Genomic DNA, 18,605 nt, shown 5'->3' with positions numbered 1-18,605 from the left:
ATGTTTACCGTTTGCAAGCCCGTAAGCAAGCTGGCGAAAGCCGCCATTGCCCTGACGACCGCAGCGTTTCTGGCCGCTTGTGAGCCGGGTGGCGTTGGGGGTGGGCCCTCGATCAACACATCGAATCCTGTTCCGGTTGCTTTGCTGGTTCCCCGCTCTGGCGACGCAGCACTGGCGCAGAGCCTCGAGAACGCAGCCCGCCTGGCGATGTCCGATCTGCCCAACGTCAAAATCGACCTGCGTGTCTACGATACGGCGGGGAACCCAACCACGGCGACAGCCGTGGCCCAGCAGGCCGTTGCAGAAGGCGCCAAAATCATTGTCGGCCCTGTATACGCCCAGGCCGCGAATGCTGCAGGACTGGCGGTGCTGAACAATAACATCAATGTTCTTTCATTTTCGAACAACACCAGCATTGCGGGTGGCAACGTATTTGTTCTGGGACCGACCTTTGAAAACACGGCCAGCCGGCTGGTCAATTACGCGGGCCGGCAAGGCAAAACAAACATGGTTATCGTGCACAGCAATGATTCCGCTGGGCAAGTGGGGCAAACTGCAATCGCCAATGCGCTGGCAAACAGCCGAGTCAACAATGCCGGAACTGTCGGATATGACCGGTCGCAACAGGGCGTTATCAACTCGGTTCCCACGATCAAAGCCACCGTCGACTCGACCGGAGCGGACTCGATTTTCATGACGGCCACAACTGCGGGTGCTTTGCCACTTTTCTCGCAATTGCTGCCTGAGGCAGGCGTTTCTCCGGCGACAACTCAATTCATCGGCCTGACCCGTTGGGATATCCCCCCGCAGACGCTGGAACTGCCGGGTGTGCAGGGGGGGTGGTTTGCCCTGCCCGACCCATCCAAGGCACAAGCCTATCGTCAACGGTATAACGCGACGTATGGCGAAGCGCCTCACCCGATCAGCGGTCTGGCCTATGACGGCATAGCGGCGATTGGTGCCTTGGTCAGTCAGGGCAAGTCCGATGCCCTGACCGGTGCTGCCTTAACTCAGAATGCCGGTTTCCAGGGCGTTGGCGGCATCTTCCGCCTGCGTCCAAACGGCACTAACGAACGCGGCCTTGCCGTAGCGACGATTCAGAATAAACAGGTGGTTGTGATTGACCCTGCCCCGCAAAGCTTCTCTGGTGCCGGTTTCTGAGCGATCGGGCGTGACTATGGCGCCTGAAGGCGCTCTGATTTGCCCAGCCGAAAACATCTTTGACAGCGTCAGCGTCAATGATGCGCTGGCTATGGCCTTCGAGACCTGCTCTGACAACAGCGAAATGCGCTCTGAAACAGTGCGCATTCTGCGCGACGCTCAGAAAGCTGGTCGCAAAGCTATTGCCGATGCCTTCAGCGAGCATCCGTTTGACGCGCGCGCGCTGACCCGTTCTTATACCTTCCTGACGGACCAACTGGTCGGAACTGCAATGCTGGTCTCCAGCACACGCCTGCATCCGATTGCGACGCCAACTCAGGGTGAAAAGATCGCTGTTCTGGCCGTTGGAGGTTACGGGCGCGGTGAAATGGCACCGTCTTCCGATGTCGATCTGCTGTTTCTCACACCGTACAAAATTACGGCCTGGGCCGAGAGCGTTATCGAATCGATGCTGTATATCCTGTGGGATCTGCGGTTGAAGGTCGGGCATTCGTCACGCACGATCAAAGACTGCCTCCGGCTGGGGACCGAGGATTTCACAATCCGTACGGCAATGCTGGAGCAACGCTATCTGGCGGGTGACAAGGCGCTGGCCGACGAGCTTGAGCGGCGGCTGAAAACCGACCTGTTCAAGGGAACCGAACGGGAATTCATCGAAGCCAAGCTGAATGAACGAGATGAGCGGCACCTGAAACAAGGGGAACGATACAAGGTCGAACCCAACGTGAAAGAAGGCAAAGGGGGGTTGCGCGACCTCCAATCCCTCTACTGGATTGCAAAGTACATCTACGGCGTTCAGGACGTGGCCGAGCTTGTGCCTTTGGGTCTGTTCACTCCGGAAGAATTCAATACCTTCGTTCAGGCCGAAGAGTTCCTTTGGGCTGTTCGTTCGCATTTGCATCTGGTGACAGGCCGCGCCACCGAACAGCTGACCTTTGACATGCAGGTCGAGGTCGCGGCGCGCATGGGCTATGAGGATCGCGCCGGTCGCCGTGCGGTCGAAGTATTCATGCAACGCTATTTTCGCGAAGCCACACGTGTGGGCGAGTTGACGCGGATTTTTCTGACAAAGCTTGAGGCGCTGCACGTGAAAGGCGCGCCATTGCTGGAGCGCATTTTCCGCAAACGCCGGCGGGTCAAAGCCGGATACAAGGTTGTTCACGGCCGTTTGGACGTAGCAGACCCTGACAAATTTCTGTCCGACAAAGTGAACCTTCTGCGCTTGTTCGAAGAAGGTTTGCGAACAGCAATGCTGATCCATCCGGATGCCATGCGTCTGGTGGCGGCAAATCTGCATCTGATCGACGACGAAATGCGCAACGACAAAGAGGCGCGGCGCATCTTTCTGGACTTGATGCTGAAACACGGCAATCCAGAACGCGCTTTGCGGCGGATGAACGAACTGGGTGTACTGTCCGCTTTCCTGCCCGAGTTCGAGCCCATCGTGGCAATGATGCAGTTCAACATGTACCACAGCTATACGGTGGACGAGCATACCATCCAGTGCATCGTGAATCTGGCCCAGATAGAACGCGGAGAGTTGATTGAATCCTTGCCTCTTGCTTCGTCGATTCTGGAAGGCGGGGTCAATCGTAAGGTTCTGTATGTCGCCCTTTTGCTGCATGATATCGCCAAAGGACGACCTGAAGATCACTCGATCCTTGGGGCACAGATCGCGCGCAAGGTCGCGCCACGATTGGGTCTGAACAAAGCGGATACGGAGACGGTGGAATGGCTGGTGCGCTATCACCTGCTCATGTCCGACATGGCACAGAAACGCGACATTTCGGACCCCCGCACAGTGCGTGATTTTGCCAAAGCAGTCCAAACAGTCAAACGACTGGACCTGTTGACCGTTCTGACCGTCTGCGACATTCGCGGAGTAGGGCCGAATACTTGGAACAATTGGAAAGCCACGCTGCTGCGTGCCCTTCACGCTGAAACCAAGCGCGCGCTGGAAACCGGGATGGAGGACCTCAACCGCGCCAATCGCGGGGCCGAGGCAAAAAAAGCCCTGCGCACCGAACTGGCAGCCTGGTCCAAGGCCGACCTCAAATCCGAGACAGGACGTCACTACGACCCGTATTGGCAGGGTCTCAATCTGGCTACACACGTCGAGTTTGCGAACATGCTGCGCGCGCTGGAACAAAGCGGCGACCCCGGCGCGATGGAGATCCGCCTTCAGCCGGACGAGGATCGCGACGCAACGCGAGCCTGTTTCGCGATGGGCGATCACCCCGGTATTTTTGCGCGCATCGCCGGCGCGCTGGCCCTGGTCGGCGCGAATGTTGTGGATGCTCGCAGCTATACCACCAAAGACGGCTACGTCACCGATGCCTTCTGGATTCAGGACGCAGAGGGACACCCGTTTGAAGCCTCGCGCCTGCCACGTCTGACGCAGATGATTCACAAGACACTGCGCGGCGAAGTGGTCGCAAAAGAGGCGTTGAAATCACGCGACAAGATCAAGAAACGCGAGCGTGCCTTCAACGTCCCGACGCATATCACCTTCGACAACGACGGTTCTGAAATATACACGATCATCGAAGTGGACACCCGCGACCGGCCGGGCCTGCTGTTTGATCTGACCCGGACCCTCGCCGCCGCGAATGTTTATATCGCCAATGCGGTGATCGCGACCTATGGCGAACAGGTGGTCGATACGTTTTACGTCAAGGATATGTTCGGCTTGAAGTACCATTCGGAAAGCAAGCAACGTGGGCTTGAGGCCAAGCTGCGCAAGGCAATCACCGAAGGCGCAGAGCGTGCGGCGTCATGAAGCAAATACGCTTGGTCTCGGGCCTGTTCACGGTCGGCTTCTGGACGCTGGCCAGTCGTATACTGGGGTTCCTGCGGGAAATACTGTTGACCGCCTTCATCGGTCCCGGGCCGGTGATGGATGCTTTTGTCGCGGCCTTTCGCCTGCCGAACATGTTTCGCCGCTTTTTTGCCGAAGGCGCGTTTAACGCCGCCTTTGTGCCCATGTTCTCGAAACGGCTGGAAGCGGATGAGAATCCTCAGGGCTTTGCACAAGATGCGTTCAACCTTTTGGCCCTGGCTGTTCTGGCACTGGTCGGGCTGGCCATGGTCTTCATGCCCGGCCTGGTGTGGCTGACAGCCGAAGGGTTTTATGGTGATGAACGGTTCGATCTGGCCGTGGACTACGGCTATGTCGTGTTCCCATATATCCTTTTCATGTCCTTGGCGGCCCTGTTCTCGGGCGTATTGAACGCAACCGGCAGGTTCGCCGCAGCCGCAGCAGCACCTGTCTTGCTGAACATTTTTGCCTGCACCGCGCTGATCGCCGGGGCCATGTCCGGCGGCGAGGTGATACGATGGCTGATCTCGGTCATTCCGGTTGCTGGTGTCGCGCAGTTGGCACTGGTCTGGGTAGCGACCGAGCGTGCCGGTATCCGCATACGCCCCGGCCTGCCCCACCTGACGCCCGAGATGCGCAGAATGGTCCGCATCGCGGTTCCGGCCGCTCTGGCCATGGGGGTTACTCAGGTCAATCTGGTGGTCGGGCAATTGGTGGCGTCCAAAACTGAAAAAGCCGTGAGTTGGCTGTTTGCCGCGGATCGCCTGTACCAACTGCCTTTGGGTGTCGTCGGAATCGCCATTGGCATTGTCCTGCTGCCCGACCTGTCCCGCCGCCTGCGCGCCGACGACAAGGAAGGCGCCCGCAACGCGTTTTCCCGCGCCGGGGAATTCATGCTGCTGTTGACACTGCCCTCGACCGTGGCGTTCCTGATCGTCCCGAACCCGCTGGTTTCGGTACTTTTCGAACGGGGACAGTTCAGCCCCGAGGATACCGCTGCGACAGCGCTGGCGGTCGCGATCTATGGCATCGGTCTGCCTGCATTCATGCTGCAAAAATTGCTGCAACCGCTTTTCTTCGCGCGTGAAGATACGCGTTCTCCGTTCCGCTACGCAATGGTTGCAATGGTGGTGAACGCGGCACTGGCGTTTGGCCTGTTTCCGCTGGTGGGCTGGATCGCCCCTGCGATTGCTGCGTCAACTGCCGGCTGGGCAATGGTGGTTCTGCTGGCGCTCGGCGCACGCCGCATGGGCGAGGAAGCGCGTTTCGATGACCGGTTCAGGAAACGTGCGGGCCGGATCGTTCTGGCCTCGGTCGGGATGGGAGTGGTCTTGTTCGCAGCGACCCACTTTTATGGTTGGACGCTGGACATTCCCGGCTGGCGCTATCTTGCGCTTTTGATCCTGATCGTGGTCGCCGCCGTCTCGTATCTCTGTCTTGGTCATGTCTTGGGCGCATTCAAACTGTCAGAATTCAAACGCGCCTTACGCCGGTCCTGATTAATCGCGGCGGATGCGCCCGACGATCCGGGCCCAGGCTCCGGGTGCCACCAAAAAAGACATGCCAAAGCCCGTGACAAACCCGCCCAGATCGGCAACCCATTCAGCGTTGCCGCCGAAGATCAGACCAAACAGGAACTGAATGCCCATAAGGACGGCGATCAGCTGAAACGCCTTCGCCTGATTTGCCCCTACAAGCGACAATTTGCGCCACAACAACCACGTGAATGCTCCGATCAGCCCGTAAACAGGTGGGAACCCTCCGATCAGGGGATAGCGTGGATCAAGGAGAACGGCATAGGTCAACGCACCGCCAACCCCCGAGACGACGAAGATCAGCAGCATGGGAAAGCCCCCGAATACCTCTCCGACCATCTTGCCCATCGCCAACACAAAGACACAGACAAAAATCGCCTGCGTGAAATTGGCTGAAACAAAGGGATAGGTCACGAACCGGATCACATGGTCGAACGGCCAACGTCCGTTCAGTACCATCCAGTCGAAAATATCCGCCGAGAAGGAATAGTGCTGTATCGCGTCCAGGCGCCAGCCGACTGCCGCTGGCCCCCCGACCAGCCCCCGCGCGCCCAGCGTGAAGACAAGCTCAATGCCGATGATGAACAGAACCAGCGCCACCACGACCGGTGGAAGGGGGTTCACAGGCGGTGTGTAATGTGCACTGCTCATTGGGCTGGCCTTTCGCGGCTGTTGACGTCCCTTTGCCTCATGGGTAAGCGACGGAGGCTGATTTTTCCAGACAGGAGTTCCCTTTGATGACCGAGACCCAGTTCACGCCGCGCGTGTTTTCCGGCGCACAGCCTTCGGGCAACCTGCACCTCGGCAATTATCTCGGTGCGCTTCGGAACTGGGTGAGAATGCAAAGCGAGGAATTTGAAACCATCTATTGCATGGTCGATCTTCATGCAATCACAGTCTGGCAAGACCCAACCGAGTTGCAGCATGCAACGCGGGAGCTTTGTGCCGGTTACATCGCTTCTGGTCTAAACCCTGAAAAATCGATTTTGTTCAATCAAAGCCAGGTGCCGGAACACGCGCAACTGGCTTGGATATTCAACTGTGTTGCGCGTATGGGTTGGATGCAGCGCATGACCCAGTGGAAGGACAAGGCCGGCAAGAACCAGCAGAACGCTTCGCTTGGCTTGTTTGCCTACCCTGCCCTAATGGCAGCCGACATTCTGATCTATCATGCAACCCATGTGCCGGTCGGTGAAGACCAGAAACAGCATCTTGAGCTGACCCGGGACATCGCCATCAAATTCAACAACGATTTCGGCGTCGAGTTCTTCCCTATCACCGAGCCGGTGATCGAAGGTGCGGCCACCCGCGTCATGAGCCTGCGGGACGGGTCCAAGAAGATGTCGAAATCCGATCCATCGGATATGAGCCGGATCAACCTGACTGATGACGCCGAAGCGATTGCCAAGAAAATTCGCAAAGCCAAGACCGACCCCGATGCCCTGCCGTCAGAAATCGAAGGGCTGGAGGACCGCCCAGAAGCGCGTAACCTGGTCAATATCTACGCGGCCCTGAACGATCAAAGCATCGAGCAGGTTCTGGCCGATGTTGGCGGCAAGCAGTTCGGTGACTTCAAACCGATGCTGGCCGATCTGGCAGTGGCGAAACTGGCCCCGATCTCGACCGAAATGTCACGTCTGATGGGGGATCAGGCCGAGATTGACGGGATTCTGGCCCGTGGTGCTGAGCGCGCCCGCGAGATCGCGGCTCCGATCCTGCAAAAGACCTACGAAATCGTAGGCATGGTCGGACCTGCATCACGCTGATTGCACTGGACCTTCGCCTGACGCCCTCCTAGGGTTTGCCTGAATCAAAGGAGGGCGTCATGGCAACCGGCACGAACATCCGGACCTATTTTCAAGGCCAATGGCATGAGGGGGATGCACCCATCATGCGCGCGGCGGATCATGGCGCTTGGCTGGGATCTTCTGTCTTTGACGGCGCGCGGTATTTTGACGGGGTCTCTCCCGATCTGGCGGCCCATTGCGCACGGGTGAACCGGTCTGCCGAAGCCTTAATGCTGACGCCGACAATGACGACCGAGCAGATGGTCGAGTTGGTGCGTGAAGGGTTGCGGGCTTACAACCCGGATGCAGCCGTTTACATCCGCCCGATGTATTGGGGGATCGACGGCGACAGCACGGCCATAGTCCCGCAGGAAAACAGCACCGGTTTTGCAATCTGCCTGGAAGAAATCCCAATGGCGCCCGAAACCGCGTCGGCCACTCTGTCAACAACGCGCTTCCGCCGCCCGGTTCTGGAAAGCGCGGTCGTAAACGCCAAGGCAGGGTGCCTTTACCCCAACAACGCCCGCATGCTGCAAGAGGCGCGCTCGAAAGGTTTTTCCAACGCTTTGGTAGCTGATGCGATGGGACATGTGGCCGAAACGGCAACGGCCAACATCTTTATGGTAAAGGATGGCGAAGTCTTTACACCGATCCCGAACGGAACCTTCCTGGCTGGCATTACGCGAGCACGGCATATCAAAAACCTGCGCGAAGATGGTGTGACGGTCCACGAAACGGTTCTGAGCTTCGAGGATTTTCATGAAGCCGACGAGGTCTTCATGTCCGGCAACATGAGTAAGGTCACACCGGTAACCGCCTTGGAGGACACGCAATTTCAGGTCGGCCCTATTGCCCGCCGTGCCCGCGCGCTCTATTGGGATTGGGCTGCAAGCGAACGCTAGCATAGCGCTTATGACGTGTCCGAGTTGCCAGCACGCGATCGCTCGGGCATGATCCCTTAAAATTGAAGAGGATACCCATGCGTAAGTTCCTAGTTGTTCTGGATGACAGCCGCGAATGCCTGAACGCAATGCGGTTTGCCGCGATGCGAGCTGCCCATACCGGTGGTGGTGTAACAGTCCTTTCTGTCATCCCGCCTGACGAGTTCAACCATTGGATCGGCGTGGCTGAAACCATGCGTGAAGAAGCCCGCGAACGTATCCACGCGCATTTCGAGGTGTTTGCCAAATGGATGCGGGACAAACAGAATGTGGAACCCGAACTGGCCATTCGCGAAGGTGATCCCGTTACGCAGATCATCGAGCATGTTCAATCCGATCCTGAGATTGGTGTTCTTGTCCTTGGAGCGGGTACCGACAAGAAGGGCCCCGGCCCGTTGGTAACTCAACTGACAAAGAATTCAGGCAGCCTGCCGATTCCGATCACGATTGTTCCAGGTGATCTGAGCAAAGAGAAACTGGAAGAAATCACCTGAGGGGCGGCAATGGCGAAGACAGTACAGTTCTGGTTCGAATTCGCCTCGACCTATTCCTACCTCAGCACAATGCGGATCGAAGCGGCCGCAGAAGAAATGGGCGTTGCCGTAGAATGGCACCCTTTCTTACTGGGTCCGATTTTCGCGGATCAGGGTTGGCGCACCTCACCTTTCAACCTGTATCCGGCCAAGGGGCGGTACATGTGGCGCGATATGGAACGTCTGTGTGAAGCGCGGGGACTGCCTTTTTCAAAGCCTGATCCGTTTCCGCAGAATTCGCTCAAGGCAGCGCGTCTGGTTCTGGCCATTGAAGATCACAAGGAACGGGCGGCGTTTGTTCGGGCTGTCTACAGCGCCGAATTCGGCGCCAGGCAGAATATCTCAGAGGACAGCGTTCTGACCTCCTGTCTCAGCGAGGCAGGGTTGTGCAGCAGCGTGATGAACCGCGCAGGGGACACGGACATAAAAGAGGCCCTGTTCGAACAATCTGCCCGTGCCAAGGTGCTTGGCCTGTTTGGTGCACCAAGTTTTCTGGCCGGTGGGGAGTTGTTCTGGGGCGATGACCGTCTGGATGACGCACTTGAATACGCCTCGACAATTTAGAATCGTTCCAAATCTTGACTTCCAGTACGCCTGCGCGCATATCAGAAGCACATCAGACGGAGCGCCCTCATGTTCATCCAGACCGAATCCACCCCCAATCCGGCCACGTTGAAATTCCTGCCCGGCCAAACGGTGCTGGAAGCTGGAACAGCGGATTTCCCAACTGCGGAAGCGGGCGAAAAATCCCCGCTGGCCAAGCGCATATTTGCAGTCAACGGTGTGACCGGCGTGTTCTTTGGCAATGATTTTGTCACCGTTACCAAAACGGACGACGTTCAGTGGGATCACATCAAACCGGCCATTCTTGGTGCGGTGATGGAGCATTATCAATCCGGCCAACCCGTTATGGACGCAGATGCCGCCGGAGCATCGGGCCATGCCGAGCACTCTGGCGAAGACGCTGAAATCGTAAACCAGATCAAGGATTTGCTGGACAGTCGCGTACGCCCTGCGGTGGCTCAGGATGGGGGAGACATCACGTTCCACGGTTTTGATCGCGGCGTGGTCTATCTGCACATGCAGGGGGCCTGCGCAGGCTGCCCGTCGTCGACATTGACCCTGAAGATGGGTATCGAAAACCTTCTGCGTCATTACATTCCGGAAGTGACCGAGGTTCGCCCTGTTGCCGTCTAACCCGACGATTCTGGCGTTTGACACATCGGCCGCGCATTGCGCGGCCGCTTTGTTGCGCGATGGCAAGATCGTGACGTCCCGTGCCGAAGCAATGTCTCGCGGCCAGGCCGAGCGATTGATTCCGCTGTTGGAAGACGTTCTGGCAGAAACCGGATGTGATTGGGCTGGTCTGGACGCAATCGGCGTTGGGATAGGGCCCGGTAATTTCACCGGCATCCGCATTTCGGTCTCGGCCGCGCGGGGTCTTGCGCTTGGGCTTGAAATCCCTGCGGTCGGGGTTTCCGGTTTCGATGCCCTGCGTGAGCTGGCGGAAGAAGGGCAGATACCGGCGATCCCTGCCCCGCGCGACCAGGTTTATGTGAAAATGCCCGGTGCCGATCCTTGTCTTTTGCCCAGGGCCGAAGCAGAACTTGGCGGGCCGTTGTTTTCCTGCTCTGACCCAGCCTTGCAGGCACAAGCCATCGCCCTTCTGTCCGCGCAGCGCTGGGACAGTGTCAGTTCGCCTCCGGCACCTTTATACGTGAGGCCTGCGGACGCGGCCCCTTCCCGCGATACACCCCCTGTACTGCTGGACAAATGACACCGCACGAGATGGCAACGATTCACGCCGCTGCGTTCGCAAAATCGCGCGGCTGGACAGAAGGTGAATTCACCGCTCTTCTCGAAAACCGCTTTACTCATTCCATCGGAGATTCCCGGTGTTTTGCCCTGTTTCAGGTGATTGCGGGCGATGCCGAGTTGCTGACTATTGCGACCCATCCCTCGTTTCAAAGGCAGGGCCTGGCACTTCGACTCATGCACGAATGGCATGATCAGGCGATCGATTTTCAGGCGACACGTGCCTTTCTGGATGTTGCAACCGACAACATTGCGGCCATTTCCCTGTACAGTCGATGCGGATATCGGCAGTGCGGGTTGCGCAAGGATTATTATGCCCGAGAAAACGGCCAAAAAGTTGATGCATTTGTAATGGAATGCTGCCTGCCCCAACGGCAATCGCCCGTTTTTTAGACCATTTGGTCAGAATTCAGTTGACCATGGTGGTTGCAAACCCCCTTAATACCCGCCATCACAACAGTTATGCTCGCTAAAAGTGGGTGAACGGGGCTAATCTGACCCTGTGCCAACAAAATAAACTGGGAGACTGAAATGACCCTGATGAAATCCTTGATGGGTGCTGCCGCTGCGGTCGCAATGACAGCTGGAGCGGCTCTGGCCGAGCCGGCGGTAATCTTTGACCTGGGTGGCAAGTTCGACAAGTCCTTCAACGAAGCCGCCTATAACGGCGCGCAGCGCTGGGCCAACGAAACCGGCGGCAAGTATCTGGAAATCGAAATTCAGGCAGAACCGCAGCGCGAACAGGCTCTGCGCCGTTTTGCGGAATCCGGCGCAAATCCGATCATCACCATGGGGTTCGGAATCGCTGACGCCCTGGCCGCTGTTGCAAGTGATTACCCTGACACCAAATTCGTCGCTGTTGACGTGACTTGGCTGGACACACCAAACATCCGCCAGATTGGCTTTGCCGAGCACGAAGGATCTTACCTGGTCGGCATGATGGCTGCCATGGCGTCGAAAACCGGCACCGTTGGTTTCATCGGAGGCATGGACATCCCGTTGATTCGCCATTTCGGCTGCGGCTATGCTCAGGGCGCAAAGGCTGTGAACCCGGACATCAACGTTGTCGCCAACATGACTGGCACGACTCCTGCTGCCTGGAACGATCCGGTAAAAGGCTCAGAACTTACAAAAGCACAGATCAGCCAGGGCGCTGATGTGATTTACGCCGCGGCCGGCGGAACCGGCGTTGGCGTTCTGCAGACTGCGGCTGACGAAGGCATCCTGTCGATTGGTGTGGACAGCAACCAGAATCACCTGCATCCCGGCAAAGTGCTGACTTCGATGCTGAAGCGTGTGGACGTTGCTGTTTATGAAGCGATGAAGGCGGGTGATGGTGTCGAAACCGGTGTATTCATCATGGGTCTGGCTGAAGACGGTGTTGGCGTTGCCATGGACGAAAACAACAAGGAACTTGTTTCAGTTCGCATGAGCGACGCTGTCGACGAAGCCCGCAAGGGTATCATCAACGGCGATATCAATGTTGTAAGCTACTACGAGAACGACAGCTGCCCGGCACTGCAGTTCTGATTACCTGCGGGGCGGGAGGACGCCTTCCGCCTCGCCACCCACTTCGCCATCCGAGCGGACAGCCGGATGGGTTTCTCGGCAGTTGAGGGCAAGACATGACCGTCCCAGCCATTGAGCTCAAAGGGATATCCAAAGCCTTTGGGCCAGTTCAGGCCAACAAAGACATCTCGATCAGTGTTGCACCCGGTACGATCCATGGGATTATCGGTGAAAACGGCGCAGGCAAATCCACGTTGATGAGCATCCTCTTCGGCTTTTACAAAGCCGACAAAGGTGAGATTTGGATCAATGGCACCAAGACCGACATCCCTGACAGCCAGGCGGCCATTGCCTCGGGCATCGGGATGGTGTTCCAGCATTTCAAACTGGTGGAAAACTTCACCGTCCTGGAAAACATCGTTCTGGGTGCCGAGGATGGCGGGCTGCTGGCCCCGTCACTGGCAAAAGCCCGCAAAGAGCTGAAAGAGCTCGAGGAAGAATACGAACTGTTCGTCGATCCCGACAAGCGCATCGACGAGATCGGCGTGGGGATGCAGCAGCGGGTCGAGATCCTGAAGGCGCTGTACCGCAAGGCCGAAATACTGATTCTGGACGAACCGACCGGCGTGTTGACCCCAGCCGAAGCCGATCAGTTGTTCCGCATCCTCGATCGACTGAGGTCCGAAGGCAAAACGGTCATCGTGATCACCCACAAACTGCGCGAAATCATGGAAAACACCGACACGGTGTCGGTTATGCGGCGCGGGCAAATGACGGCGACTGTCAAAACATCCGAGACCAGTCCCGAGGAGCTGGCAGAACTGATGGTCGGCCGCAAGGTCCTGCTACAAGTCGACAAGGTACCTGCGACGCCCGGCAAACCCATCCTCGAGATCGAAAATCTCAGCGTTTTCGATTCGGCCGGCGTTGAACGGGTCAAGAGTATCGACCTGACCGTACGCGCAGGTGAGATCGTCGGCATCGCCGGCGTGGCCGGCAATGGTCAATCCGAACTGCTGGAAGTTCTTGGCGGAATGCGTCCGGGACAGGGCACGATCAAACTGAACGGCGAGCCGCTGGCACTGAGTGGTGCAGGATCAGATGGTCAGGCCCGTCGCGCGCAACACATCGCCCACGTGCCCGAAGACCGGCAGCGGGAAGGCCTAATCATGGATTTCCACGCATGGGAAAACGTGGCCTTCGGGTATCACCGCGACCCGGCCTATAAACGCGGTATCTTTATGGACAACGCGGCGTTGCGTGCCGATACCGAAGCCAAGATCGAGAAATTCGACGTCCGTCCACCCAATCCATGGTTGGCAGCCAAGAGTTTCTCGGGCGGCAACCAGCAGAAAATCGTTGTTGCACGCGAGATTGAACGCAACCCTGACCTGCTGCTGGTCGGCCAACCCACGCGTGGCGTGGACATCGGTGCCATCGAGTTCATTCACAAACAGATTGTTGCGCTGCGCGATCAGGGCAAGGCTATCCTGCTAGTATCGGTCGAACTGGAAGAAATCTTCTCGCTCTCGGACCGGATCGCGGTGATGTTTGACGGACATATCATGGGAGAACGCCTGCCCCATGAAACAGATGAAAAAGAGCTGGGCCTGCTGATGGCCGGTGTTGCGGGAGAGGCCGCGTAACATGGAAAAAATGCCTAAATGGGCGGATGTCATTCTGATCCCGCTGATCAGTTTGATACTGGCCGCAATCCTTTCGGCGCTGGTCATTCTCGCCATCGGCGAAAACCCTGTCGAAGCAGTCAAACTGATGGTCACTGGTGCGCTGGGATCGACCTATGGCTGGGGCTATACGCTCTATTATGCAACGAACTTCATGTTTACCGGTCTGGCAGTGGCCGTCGCCTTCCACGCCCGTATGTTCAACATCGGGGGCGAAGGTCAGGCGATGCTGGGCGGGCTGGGCGTGGCCATGGTCTGTCTGTATGTCGATTGGCCGCATTGGAGCATTGCCTTGCTTGCAGCCTGCGCAGCGTCGATGCTGTTCGGCGCGCTATGGGCGGCAATTCCGGCCTATCTTCAGGCAAAGCGTGGCAGCCACATCGTGATCACCACGATCATGTTCAACTTCATCGCCGCTGCTTTCCTGAATTACATGCTGGTCAATGTCATGCGCCCCCAAGGGTCGCAGGATCCGGCCACCGCGCGGTTCTCTGAAAGCGTGCATCTGCCGTCTTTCCAGGAGATGTTCTCAACCGCAGAGAACGTTGTTTTCCGAGGTGCGCCGGCGAATATAACCTTCTTCATCGCGTTGCTTGCCTGCGTCGTTGTCTGGGCACTGATCTGGCGCACGCGTCTGGGTTATGAAATCCGGGCTTACGGCCATTCCGAGACCGGCGCTGTTTATGCCGGTATTTCACCTGTGCGTATCACGATTGTTGCGATGCTGATTTCCGGCGGGCTAGCGGGGCTGATGGCCATCAACAATGTCATGGGCGAAGCTGAGCGACTGGTAATGAACTCGACCGAGGGCGCGGGTTTCATTGGCATCGCCGTGGCACTGATGGGGCGGTCACATCCGTTCGGTGTGTTTCTGGCCGCGCTCTTGTTCGGGTTTCTGTATCAAGGTGGCGCCGAGCTGGCGCTGTGGGCTTCGATCCCGCGGGAACTGATCGTGGTTATTCAGGCACTGGTCATCCTGTTCACCGGTGCATTGGATAACATGGTGCGAATGCCGCTTGAAAAACTGTTTCTTGGTATGCGGAAGAGGGCTGAGTGATGGAAATCTTCGTTACCCTCATTCAGGTTCTGGATTCGACCATTCGCCTGTCTACGCCGCTGCTGCTTGCCTGTCTGGCCGGTCTTTTTTCGGAGCGAGCCGGTATCTTCGACATCGGCCTCGAAGGCAAGATGTTGATGGCAGCGTTCTTTTCTGCTGCCATCGCTGCTGTCACAGGATCGGTTTGGCTGGGCCTGCTGGCTGGTATCGCGTCCTCGTTGTTGCTGTCGGGTCTGCATGGGCTGGCATCGATCACCTTCCGGGGCAACCAACTGATATCGGGTGTGGCCATTAACTTTCTTGCCTCGGGTCTGACTGTTCTGGTCGCCCAAAGCTGGTTTAAGCAGGGTGGGCGGACACCATCGCTGTTTGGCGGCGGGCGGTTCGAACCGATCAACTTCCCCTTCGCCGAGTCCCTCAGCGGTGTGCCGATTGTCGGCCCCATCTATTCCGAATTGCTCTCGGGCCACTCGATCCTGGTTTATGTCGCGTTCCTGATGGTTCCAGGCACTTGGTGGATTCTATATCGCACCCGGTTCGGTCTGCGCCTGCGGGCCGTAGGTGAAAACCCTGCGGCGGTGGACACTGCTGGTGTCTCAGTGGTCGGCCTGCGGTTCGCTGCTGTCGCCATCTGTGGCGTGCTGTGCGGTATTGCAGGCGCCTATCTGGCCACAGCCTTGCAGGCCGGGTTTGTCAAAGAAATGACCGCCGGTCGTGGCTTTATCGCATTGGCTGCCCTGATCTTTGCCAAGTGGCGCCCGTGGCATGCCATGTGGGCCTGCTTGCTGTTTGGTCTGTTGCAAGCGGTCGCGCTGCGGTTCCAGAACATCGACCTGGGTGGTATTGTGATTCCCGTGCAGGTGATGGACGCCCTGCCCTACATCCTGACGGTGGTGATTCTGGCCGGTTTTGTCGGCAAAGCCATTCCACCTCGGGCGGGTGGAGAACCCTACGTCAAAGAACGCTGATAAGGCCAGTTGTGAACTGAGTTTCAGTCCTGTTCGCTGCAGAGCGGCATGCAGAGTTGATTTTGCATGCCGCAACCGTTCTAAGAGGGTATGCACGTATACCTTCCCATAGCAGAAGTTTCTGTCAGCCCATTCCTGCTTTTGGGGATCGGCGGGGCTGTGGGCATTCTGTCCGGCATGTTCGGGGTCGGAGGTGGATTTTTGATCACTCCGTTGCTGTTCATTATTGGCATACCCCCTGCGGTTGCTGTGGCAACATCAGCCAATCAGGTTGTTGCCTCGTCTATTTCGGGTTTGTTGGCGCATCTCAGACGCAAGACCGTGGACCTTAAAATGGGAAGCGTTCTGCTGGCCGGAGGGTTGTTTGGTGCGGCTCTTGGGATGGTTGTTTTCAATTTCCTCAAGCATCTCGGACAGGTCGATCTGGCGGTACAGCTTTGCTATGTCGTGTTTTTGGGGGCCATCGGGACCCTGATGTTCATCGAAAGCCTGGCGGCGATCCGAAAGGTCAGCCAGTCAGGCAATGAACCTGCCCCCAAGCGACGCCAGCGAACCTGGATTCATGCCCTCCCGTTCAAGACGCGGTTCCCGGCATCGGGCCTTTACATCTCGGTCATACCCCCGGCGCTGGTCGGATTTGGCGTTGGCGTTCTGTCGGCGATCATGGGAGTCGGCGGTGGGTTCATCATGGTGCCCGCAATGATCTATGTCCTTGGTATCCCGACAAAAGTGGTAATTGGGACATCCCTGTTCCAGATTATTTTCGTCGCCGGGTTCACAACGATGATACATGCGTCGACCAACTACAGTGTCGACGTGGTCCTCGCCCTGTTCCTGTTGCTCGGCGGTGTTCTGGGTGCGCAATTCGGGACTCAGATCGGCGCACGTCTGAAAGCCGAACAGTTGCGTATTCTTTTAGCGCTTCTTGTTATGGGCGTTGCGGGAAAGATCGGGTTTGACCTTCTGTTACCGCCGGGAGAGATCTTTTCTCTGGCAGAACCCGGGGGGGTATGATGTGTTTGACCCGCAGCACACGACAATAACCACACTTGAATTCGCAACCATTAACAGGCAAGCCACGCGCATACGCAAAGTGACGGTATCATGTATATTTACCTGCCCATAGCCGAAGTCTCGGTGAACGCATTTCTACTCCTTGGTCTGGGCGGCATGGTCGGCATCCTATCCGGAATGTTCGGTGTCGGTGGCGGCTTTTTGATGACCCCGCTGCTTTTCTTCATCGGCATTCCCCCGGCAGTGGCTGTTGCAACTGAGGCCAATCAGATTGTCGCATCGTCCTTTTCCGGTGTTCTGGCGCATTTTCGACGAAAAACCGTGGACTTCAAAATGGGAACGGTGCTGCTGACCGGCGGTTTGATCGGGGCCGCTTTGGGTGTGGTTGTTTTCAACTACCTCAAAAGCCTGGGTCAGGTCGATCTGCTGGTGACGCTTTGTTACGTTGTTTTTCTCGGCGTCATTGGCAGCCTGATGTTCATCGAAAGCCTCAGGGCGCTGCGCAAAGCCAAGAAGGGCGGCGCGGCCCCAGCCAAACGCCGACAGCGTGGCTGGGTTCACGCCATGCCCTTCAAAATGCGTTTCCGCACTTCAGGCCTGTATATCTCGGTCATTCCACCGGCTTTGGTTGGTCTGTGCGTTGGGGTTTTGTCCGCGATCATGGGTGTCGGCGGTGGCTTCATCATGGTCCCTGCCATGATCTATTTACTCGGTATGCCGACCAAGGTTGTTGTCGGCACGTCGCTGTTTCAGATCATCTTTGTGACAGCCTTCACCACAATGTTGCACGCCACCACCAACTATACGGTTGATGTTGTTCTGGCGGTCTTGTTGCTGGTAGGCGGCGTCATTGGCGCCCAGATCGGAACCGTGATCGGAGCGCGGATGCCGGCGGAACAATTGCGCGTGTTGCTGGCTGCGCTGGTTCTGGTCGTATGCGGCAAGCTGGCACTTGATCTGCTTCTTGAACCCGCCGAGCTCTACTCGCTTGGCAATGGCGGAGGGCACTGAGGATGCTGCGTTCATTAACTGCCGCCCTATGCTTGTTCTGCACGCCCGCTTTGGCAGCGGAAGAGCAGGTTGTCCTTGGTCTCAGCCAGGACCGGGTTGCCATCACCGCTACATTCGACGGATCGGAACTTCTGATTTTTGGGGCCATCAAACGGGAAACCCCAATCCCTTCCGGCCCACCAGTTGAAGTCATCGTCGCAGTTGCGGGTCCGTCCGAACCTGTCACCGTGCGACGCAAGGAACGCAAACTTGGGATTTGGGTGAACACCGACAGCGTTCTGGTCGACCTTGCACCCAGCTTTTATGCTGTTGCGACCAGCGGGCCCTTCGACGAAATCCTGTCCGACACCGAGGACCTGCGCTACCGGATTTCCATCGAACGCGCGATCCGCTCAGTCGGTGCCGCGATGCACATCCGGGGCGCACAGGACTTTGCAGATGCCGTGATTAGGATTCGTGAGAACGAACACCTTTATTCCATCCGCGAAGAGACCGTGGCAGTGGATGAACAGACCTTGTTCCGTACTTCAATCGACATGCCTGCAGACCTGACGGAAGGCGATTATGCCGCCCGGATATTCCTGACCCGGGGCGGAGAGGTCGTCTCGCAATATGAAGCGATCATTGATGTCCGGAAAGTTGGCCTGGAGCGTTTTTTGTACAATATGTCCCGCCAACAGCCCGTCTGGTACGGCCTGATGTCGCTGGTCATAGCGATTGCGGCAGGCTGGGGAGCCTCAACAGCCTTCCGGCTGTTGCGTGAAAAATAAC

The 18,605-nt window shown here is 57.5% G+C and carries 18 protein-coding genes; 17 read left to right on the top strand and 1 reads right to left on the bottom strand.

Going from position 1 to position 18,605, the window contains the following annotated elements; genetic code table 11:
- Genes AC2FLP_RS07550 through murJ form a run of 3 tightly spaced genes read left to right on the top strand, consistent with a single transcriptional unit; the run spans position 1 to position 5,478 of the window.
- The gene (locus tag AC2FLP_RS07550) at positions 1–1,161 is read left to right on the top strand and encodes a penicillin-binding protein activator (protein WP_117870264.1); all 1,161 of its coding nucleotides are present in this window, start codon (positions 1–3) and stop codon (positions 1,159–1,161) included.
- Positions 1,121–3,940: a [protein-PII] uridylyltransferase gene (locus AC2FLP_RS07545; RefSeq protein WP_496682609.1), complete on the top strand. Its 2,820-nt coding sequence runs from the start codon at positions 1,121–1,123 to the stop codon at positions 3,938–3,940. Before AC2FLP_RS07550 ends, AC2FLP_RS07545 begins: the two co-directional genes overlap by 41 nt.
- Positions 3,937–5,478, top strand: a complete 1,542-nt coding sequence (gene murJ / locus AC2FLP_RS07540) for a murein biosynthesis integral membrane protein MurJ (RefSeq protein ID WP_299899086.1) — start codon at positions 3,937–3,939, stop codon at positions 5,476–5,478. The genes AC2FLP_RS07545 and murJ overlap by 4 nt, the downstream gene beginning before the upstream one ends.
- Here the strand turns inward: murJ and AC2FLP_RS07535 are convergent, their stop codons facing one another.
- Positions 5,479–6,165 carry a rhomboid family intramembrane serine protease gene (locus AC2FLP_RS07535; protein WP_299899088.1) on the bottom strand — a complete coding sequence of 229 codons (687 nt, stop codon included), beginning with the start codon at positions 6,163–6,165 and terminating at the stop codon, positions 5,479–5,481.
- An 86-nt stretch (positions 6,166–6,251) separates the two neighbouring features.
- Here AC2FLP_RS07535 and trpS point away from each other — a divergent pair, with 86 nt between their 5' ends.
- The 14 genes from trpS (at position 6,252) to AC2FLP_RS07465 (ending at position 18,604) form a co-directional block, all read left to right on the top strand.
- Positions 6,252–7,280 (top strand): tryptophan--tRNA ligase, encoded by a 1,029-nt coding sequence (trpS, locus tag AC2FLP_RS07530; RefSeq protein WP_299899090.1) that lies wholly within the window; start codon positions 6,252–6,254, stop codon positions 7,278–7,280.
- Positions 7,281–7,339: 59 nt separating this feature from the next.
- Positions 7,340–8,203: a branched-chain amino acid aminotransferase gene (locus tag AC2FLP_RS07525; protein ID WP_496682604.1), complete on the top strand. Its 864-nt coding sequence runs from the start codon at positions 7,340–7,342 to the stop codon at positions 8,201–8,203.
- 77 nt (positions 8,204–8,280) lie between these two features.
- Positions 8,281–8,736: a universal stress protein gene (locus tag AC2FLP_RS07520; RefSeq protein WP_117870277.1), complete on the top strand. Its 456-nt coding sequence runs from the start codon at positions 8,281–8,283 to the stop codon at positions 8,734–8,736.
- 9 nt (positions 8,737–8,745) lie between these two features.
- A complete protein-coding gene (locus tag AC2FLP_RS07515; protein WP_299899094.1) occupies positions 8,746–9,339 on the top strand; it encodes a 2-hydroxychromene-2-carboxylate isomerase in 594 nt (197 codons plus the stop codon).
- A 69-nt stretch (positions 9,340–9,408) separates the two neighbouring features.
- Positions 9,409–9,972: a NifU family protein gene (locus AC2FLP_RS07510; protein WP_496682600.1), complete on the top strand. Its 564-nt coding sequence runs from the start codon at positions 9,409–9,411 to the stop codon at positions 9,970–9,972.
- Complete coding sequence (tsaB, locus tag AC2FLP_RS07505) at positions 9,962–10,552, top strand: tRNA (adenosine(37)-N6)-threonylcarbamoyltransferase complex dimerization subunit type 1 TsaB (RefSeq protein ID WP_117870283.1); 591 nt, start codon at positions 9,962–9,964, stop codon at positions 10,550–10,552. Before AC2FLP_RS07510 ends, tsaB begins: the two co-directional genes overlap by 11 nt.
- Complete coding sequence (locus AC2FLP_RS07500) at positions 10,549–10,983, top strand: GNAT family N-acetyltransferase (RefSeq protein ID WP_117870285.1); 435 nt, start codon at positions 10,549–10,551, stop codon at positions 10,981–10,983. Before tsaB ends, AC2FLP_RS07500 begins: the two co-directional genes overlap by 4 nt.
- 138 nt (positions 10,984–11,121) lie before the next feature.
- A complete protein-coding gene (locus AC2FLP_RS07495) occupies positions 11,122–12,120 on the top strand; it encodes a BMP family lipoprotein (protein WP_299899098.1) in 999 nt (332 codons plus the stop codon).
- Positions 12,121–12,215: 95 nt separating this feature from the next.
- Positions 12,216–13,745 (top strand): ABC transporter ATP-binding protein, encoded by a 1,530-nt coding sequence (locus tag AC2FLP_RS07490; protein WP_299899100.1) that lies wholly within the window; start codon positions 12,216–12,218, stop codon positions 13,743–13,745.
- 1 nt (position 13,746) lies between these two features.
- Positions 13,747–14,841, top strand: a complete 1,095-nt coding sequence (locus AC2FLP_RS07485; protein WP_152456858.1) for an ABC transporter permease — start codon at positions 13,747–13,749, stop codon at positions 14,839–14,841.
- Complete coding sequence (locus tag AC2FLP_RS07480; protein ID WP_117870293.1) at positions 14,841–15,809, top strand: ABC transporter permease; 969 nt, start codon at positions 14,841–14,843, stop codon at positions 15,807–15,809. The genes AC2FLP_RS07485 and AC2FLP_RS07480 overlap by 1 nt, the downstream gene beginning before the upstream one ends.
- Positions 15,810–15,899: 90 nt before the next feature.
- Entirely contained in the window at positions 15,900–16,823 is a 924-nt protein-coding gene (locus AC2FLP_RS07475) for a sulfite exporter TauE/SafE family protein (RefSeq protein ID WP_117870295.1), read from the top strand.
- Between the two features lie 90 nt (positions 16,824–16,913).
- The gene (locus AC2FLP_RS07470; RefSeq protein WP_299639497.1) at positions 16,914–17,834 is read left to right on the top strand and encodes a sulfite exporter TauE/SafE family protein; all 921 of its coding nucleotides are present in this window, start codon (positions 16,914–16,916) and stop codon (positions 17,832–17,834) included.
- A gap of 2 nt (positions 17,835–17,836) precedes the next feature.
- A complete protein-coding gene (locus tag AC2FLP_RS07465) occupies positions 17,837–18,604 on the top strand; it encodes a TIGR02186 family protein (RefSeq protein ID WP_117870300.1) in 768 nt (255 codons plus the stop codon).
- Position 18,605: the final 1 nt, after the last annotated feature.

The organism is Ruegeria sp. CDSA141 (assembly GCF_059612005.1).
Note: the sequence above shows the minus strand (reverse complement) of the source record. Positions and strands in the feature narration are given on the sequence as shown.

Bases quoted from the DNA above. Each gene is read 5' to 3' on its own strand.
- AC2FLP_RS07495 (WP_299899098.1), top strand. From the start codon at position 11,122: ATGACCCTGATGAAATCCTTGATGGGTGCTGCCGCTGCGGTCGCAATG.
- murJ (WP_299899086.1), top strand. From the start codon at position 3,937: ATGAAGCAAATACGCTTGGTCTCGGGCCTGTTCACGGTCGGCTTCTGG.
- AC2FLP_RS07500 (WP_117870285.1), top strand. From the start codon at position 10,549: ATGACACCGCACGAGATGGCAACGATTCACGCCGCTGCGTTCGCAAAA.
- AC2FLP_RS07490 (WP_299899100.1), top strand. From the start codon at position 12,216: ATGACCGTCCCAGCCATTGAGCTCAAAGGGATATCCAAAGCCTTTGGG.
- trpS (WP_299899090.1), top strand. From the start codon at position 6,252: ATGACCGAGACCCAGTTCACGCCGCGCGTGTTTTCCGGCGCACAGCCT.
- AC2FLP_RS07550 (WP_117870264.1), top strand. From the start codon at position 1: ATGTTTACCGTTTGCAAGCCCGTAAGCAAGCTGGCGAAAGCCGCCATT.
- AC2FLP_RS07535 (WP_299899088.1), bottom strand. From the start codon at position 6,165: ATGAGCAGTGCACATTACACACCGCCTGTGAACCCCCTTCCACCGGTC.
- AC2FLP_RS07475 (WP_117870295.1), top strand. From the start codon at position 15,900: ATGCACGTATACCTTCCCATAGCAGAAGTTTCTGTCAGCCCATTCCTG.
- AC2FLP_RS07515 (WP_299899094.1), top strand. From the start codon at position 8,746: ATGGCGAAGACAGTACAGTTCTGGTTCGAATTCGCCTCGACCTATTCC.
- AC2FLP_RS07480 (WP_117870293.1), top strand. From the start codon at position 14,841: ATGGAAATCTTCGTTACCCTCATTCAGGTTCTGGATTCGACCATTCGC.
- AC2FLP_RS07485 (WP_152456858.1), top strand. From the start codon at position 13,747: ATGGAAAAAATGCCTAAATGGGCGGATGTCATTCTGATCCCGCTGATC.
- AC2FLP_RS07470 (WP_299639497.1), top strand. From the start codon at position 16,914: ATGTATATTTACCTGCCCATAGCCGAAGTCTCGGTGAACGCATTTCTA.
- AC2FLP_RS07510 (WP_496682600.1), top strand. From the start codon at position 9,409: ATGTTCATCCAGACCGAATCCACCCCCAATCCGGCCACGTTGAAATTC.
- AC2FLP_RS07520 (WP_117870277.1), top strand. From the start codon at position 8,281: ATGCGTAAGTTCCTAGTTGTTCTGGATGACAGCCGCGAATGCCTGAAC.
- AC2FLP_RS07465 (WP_117870300.1), top strand. From the start codon at position 17,837: ATGCTGCGTTCATTAACTGCCGCCCTATGCTTGTTCTGCACGCCCGCT.
- AC2FLP_RS07525 (WP_496682604.1), top strand. From the start codon at position 7,340: ATGGCAACCGGCACGAACATCCGGACCTATTTTCAAGGCCAATGGCAT.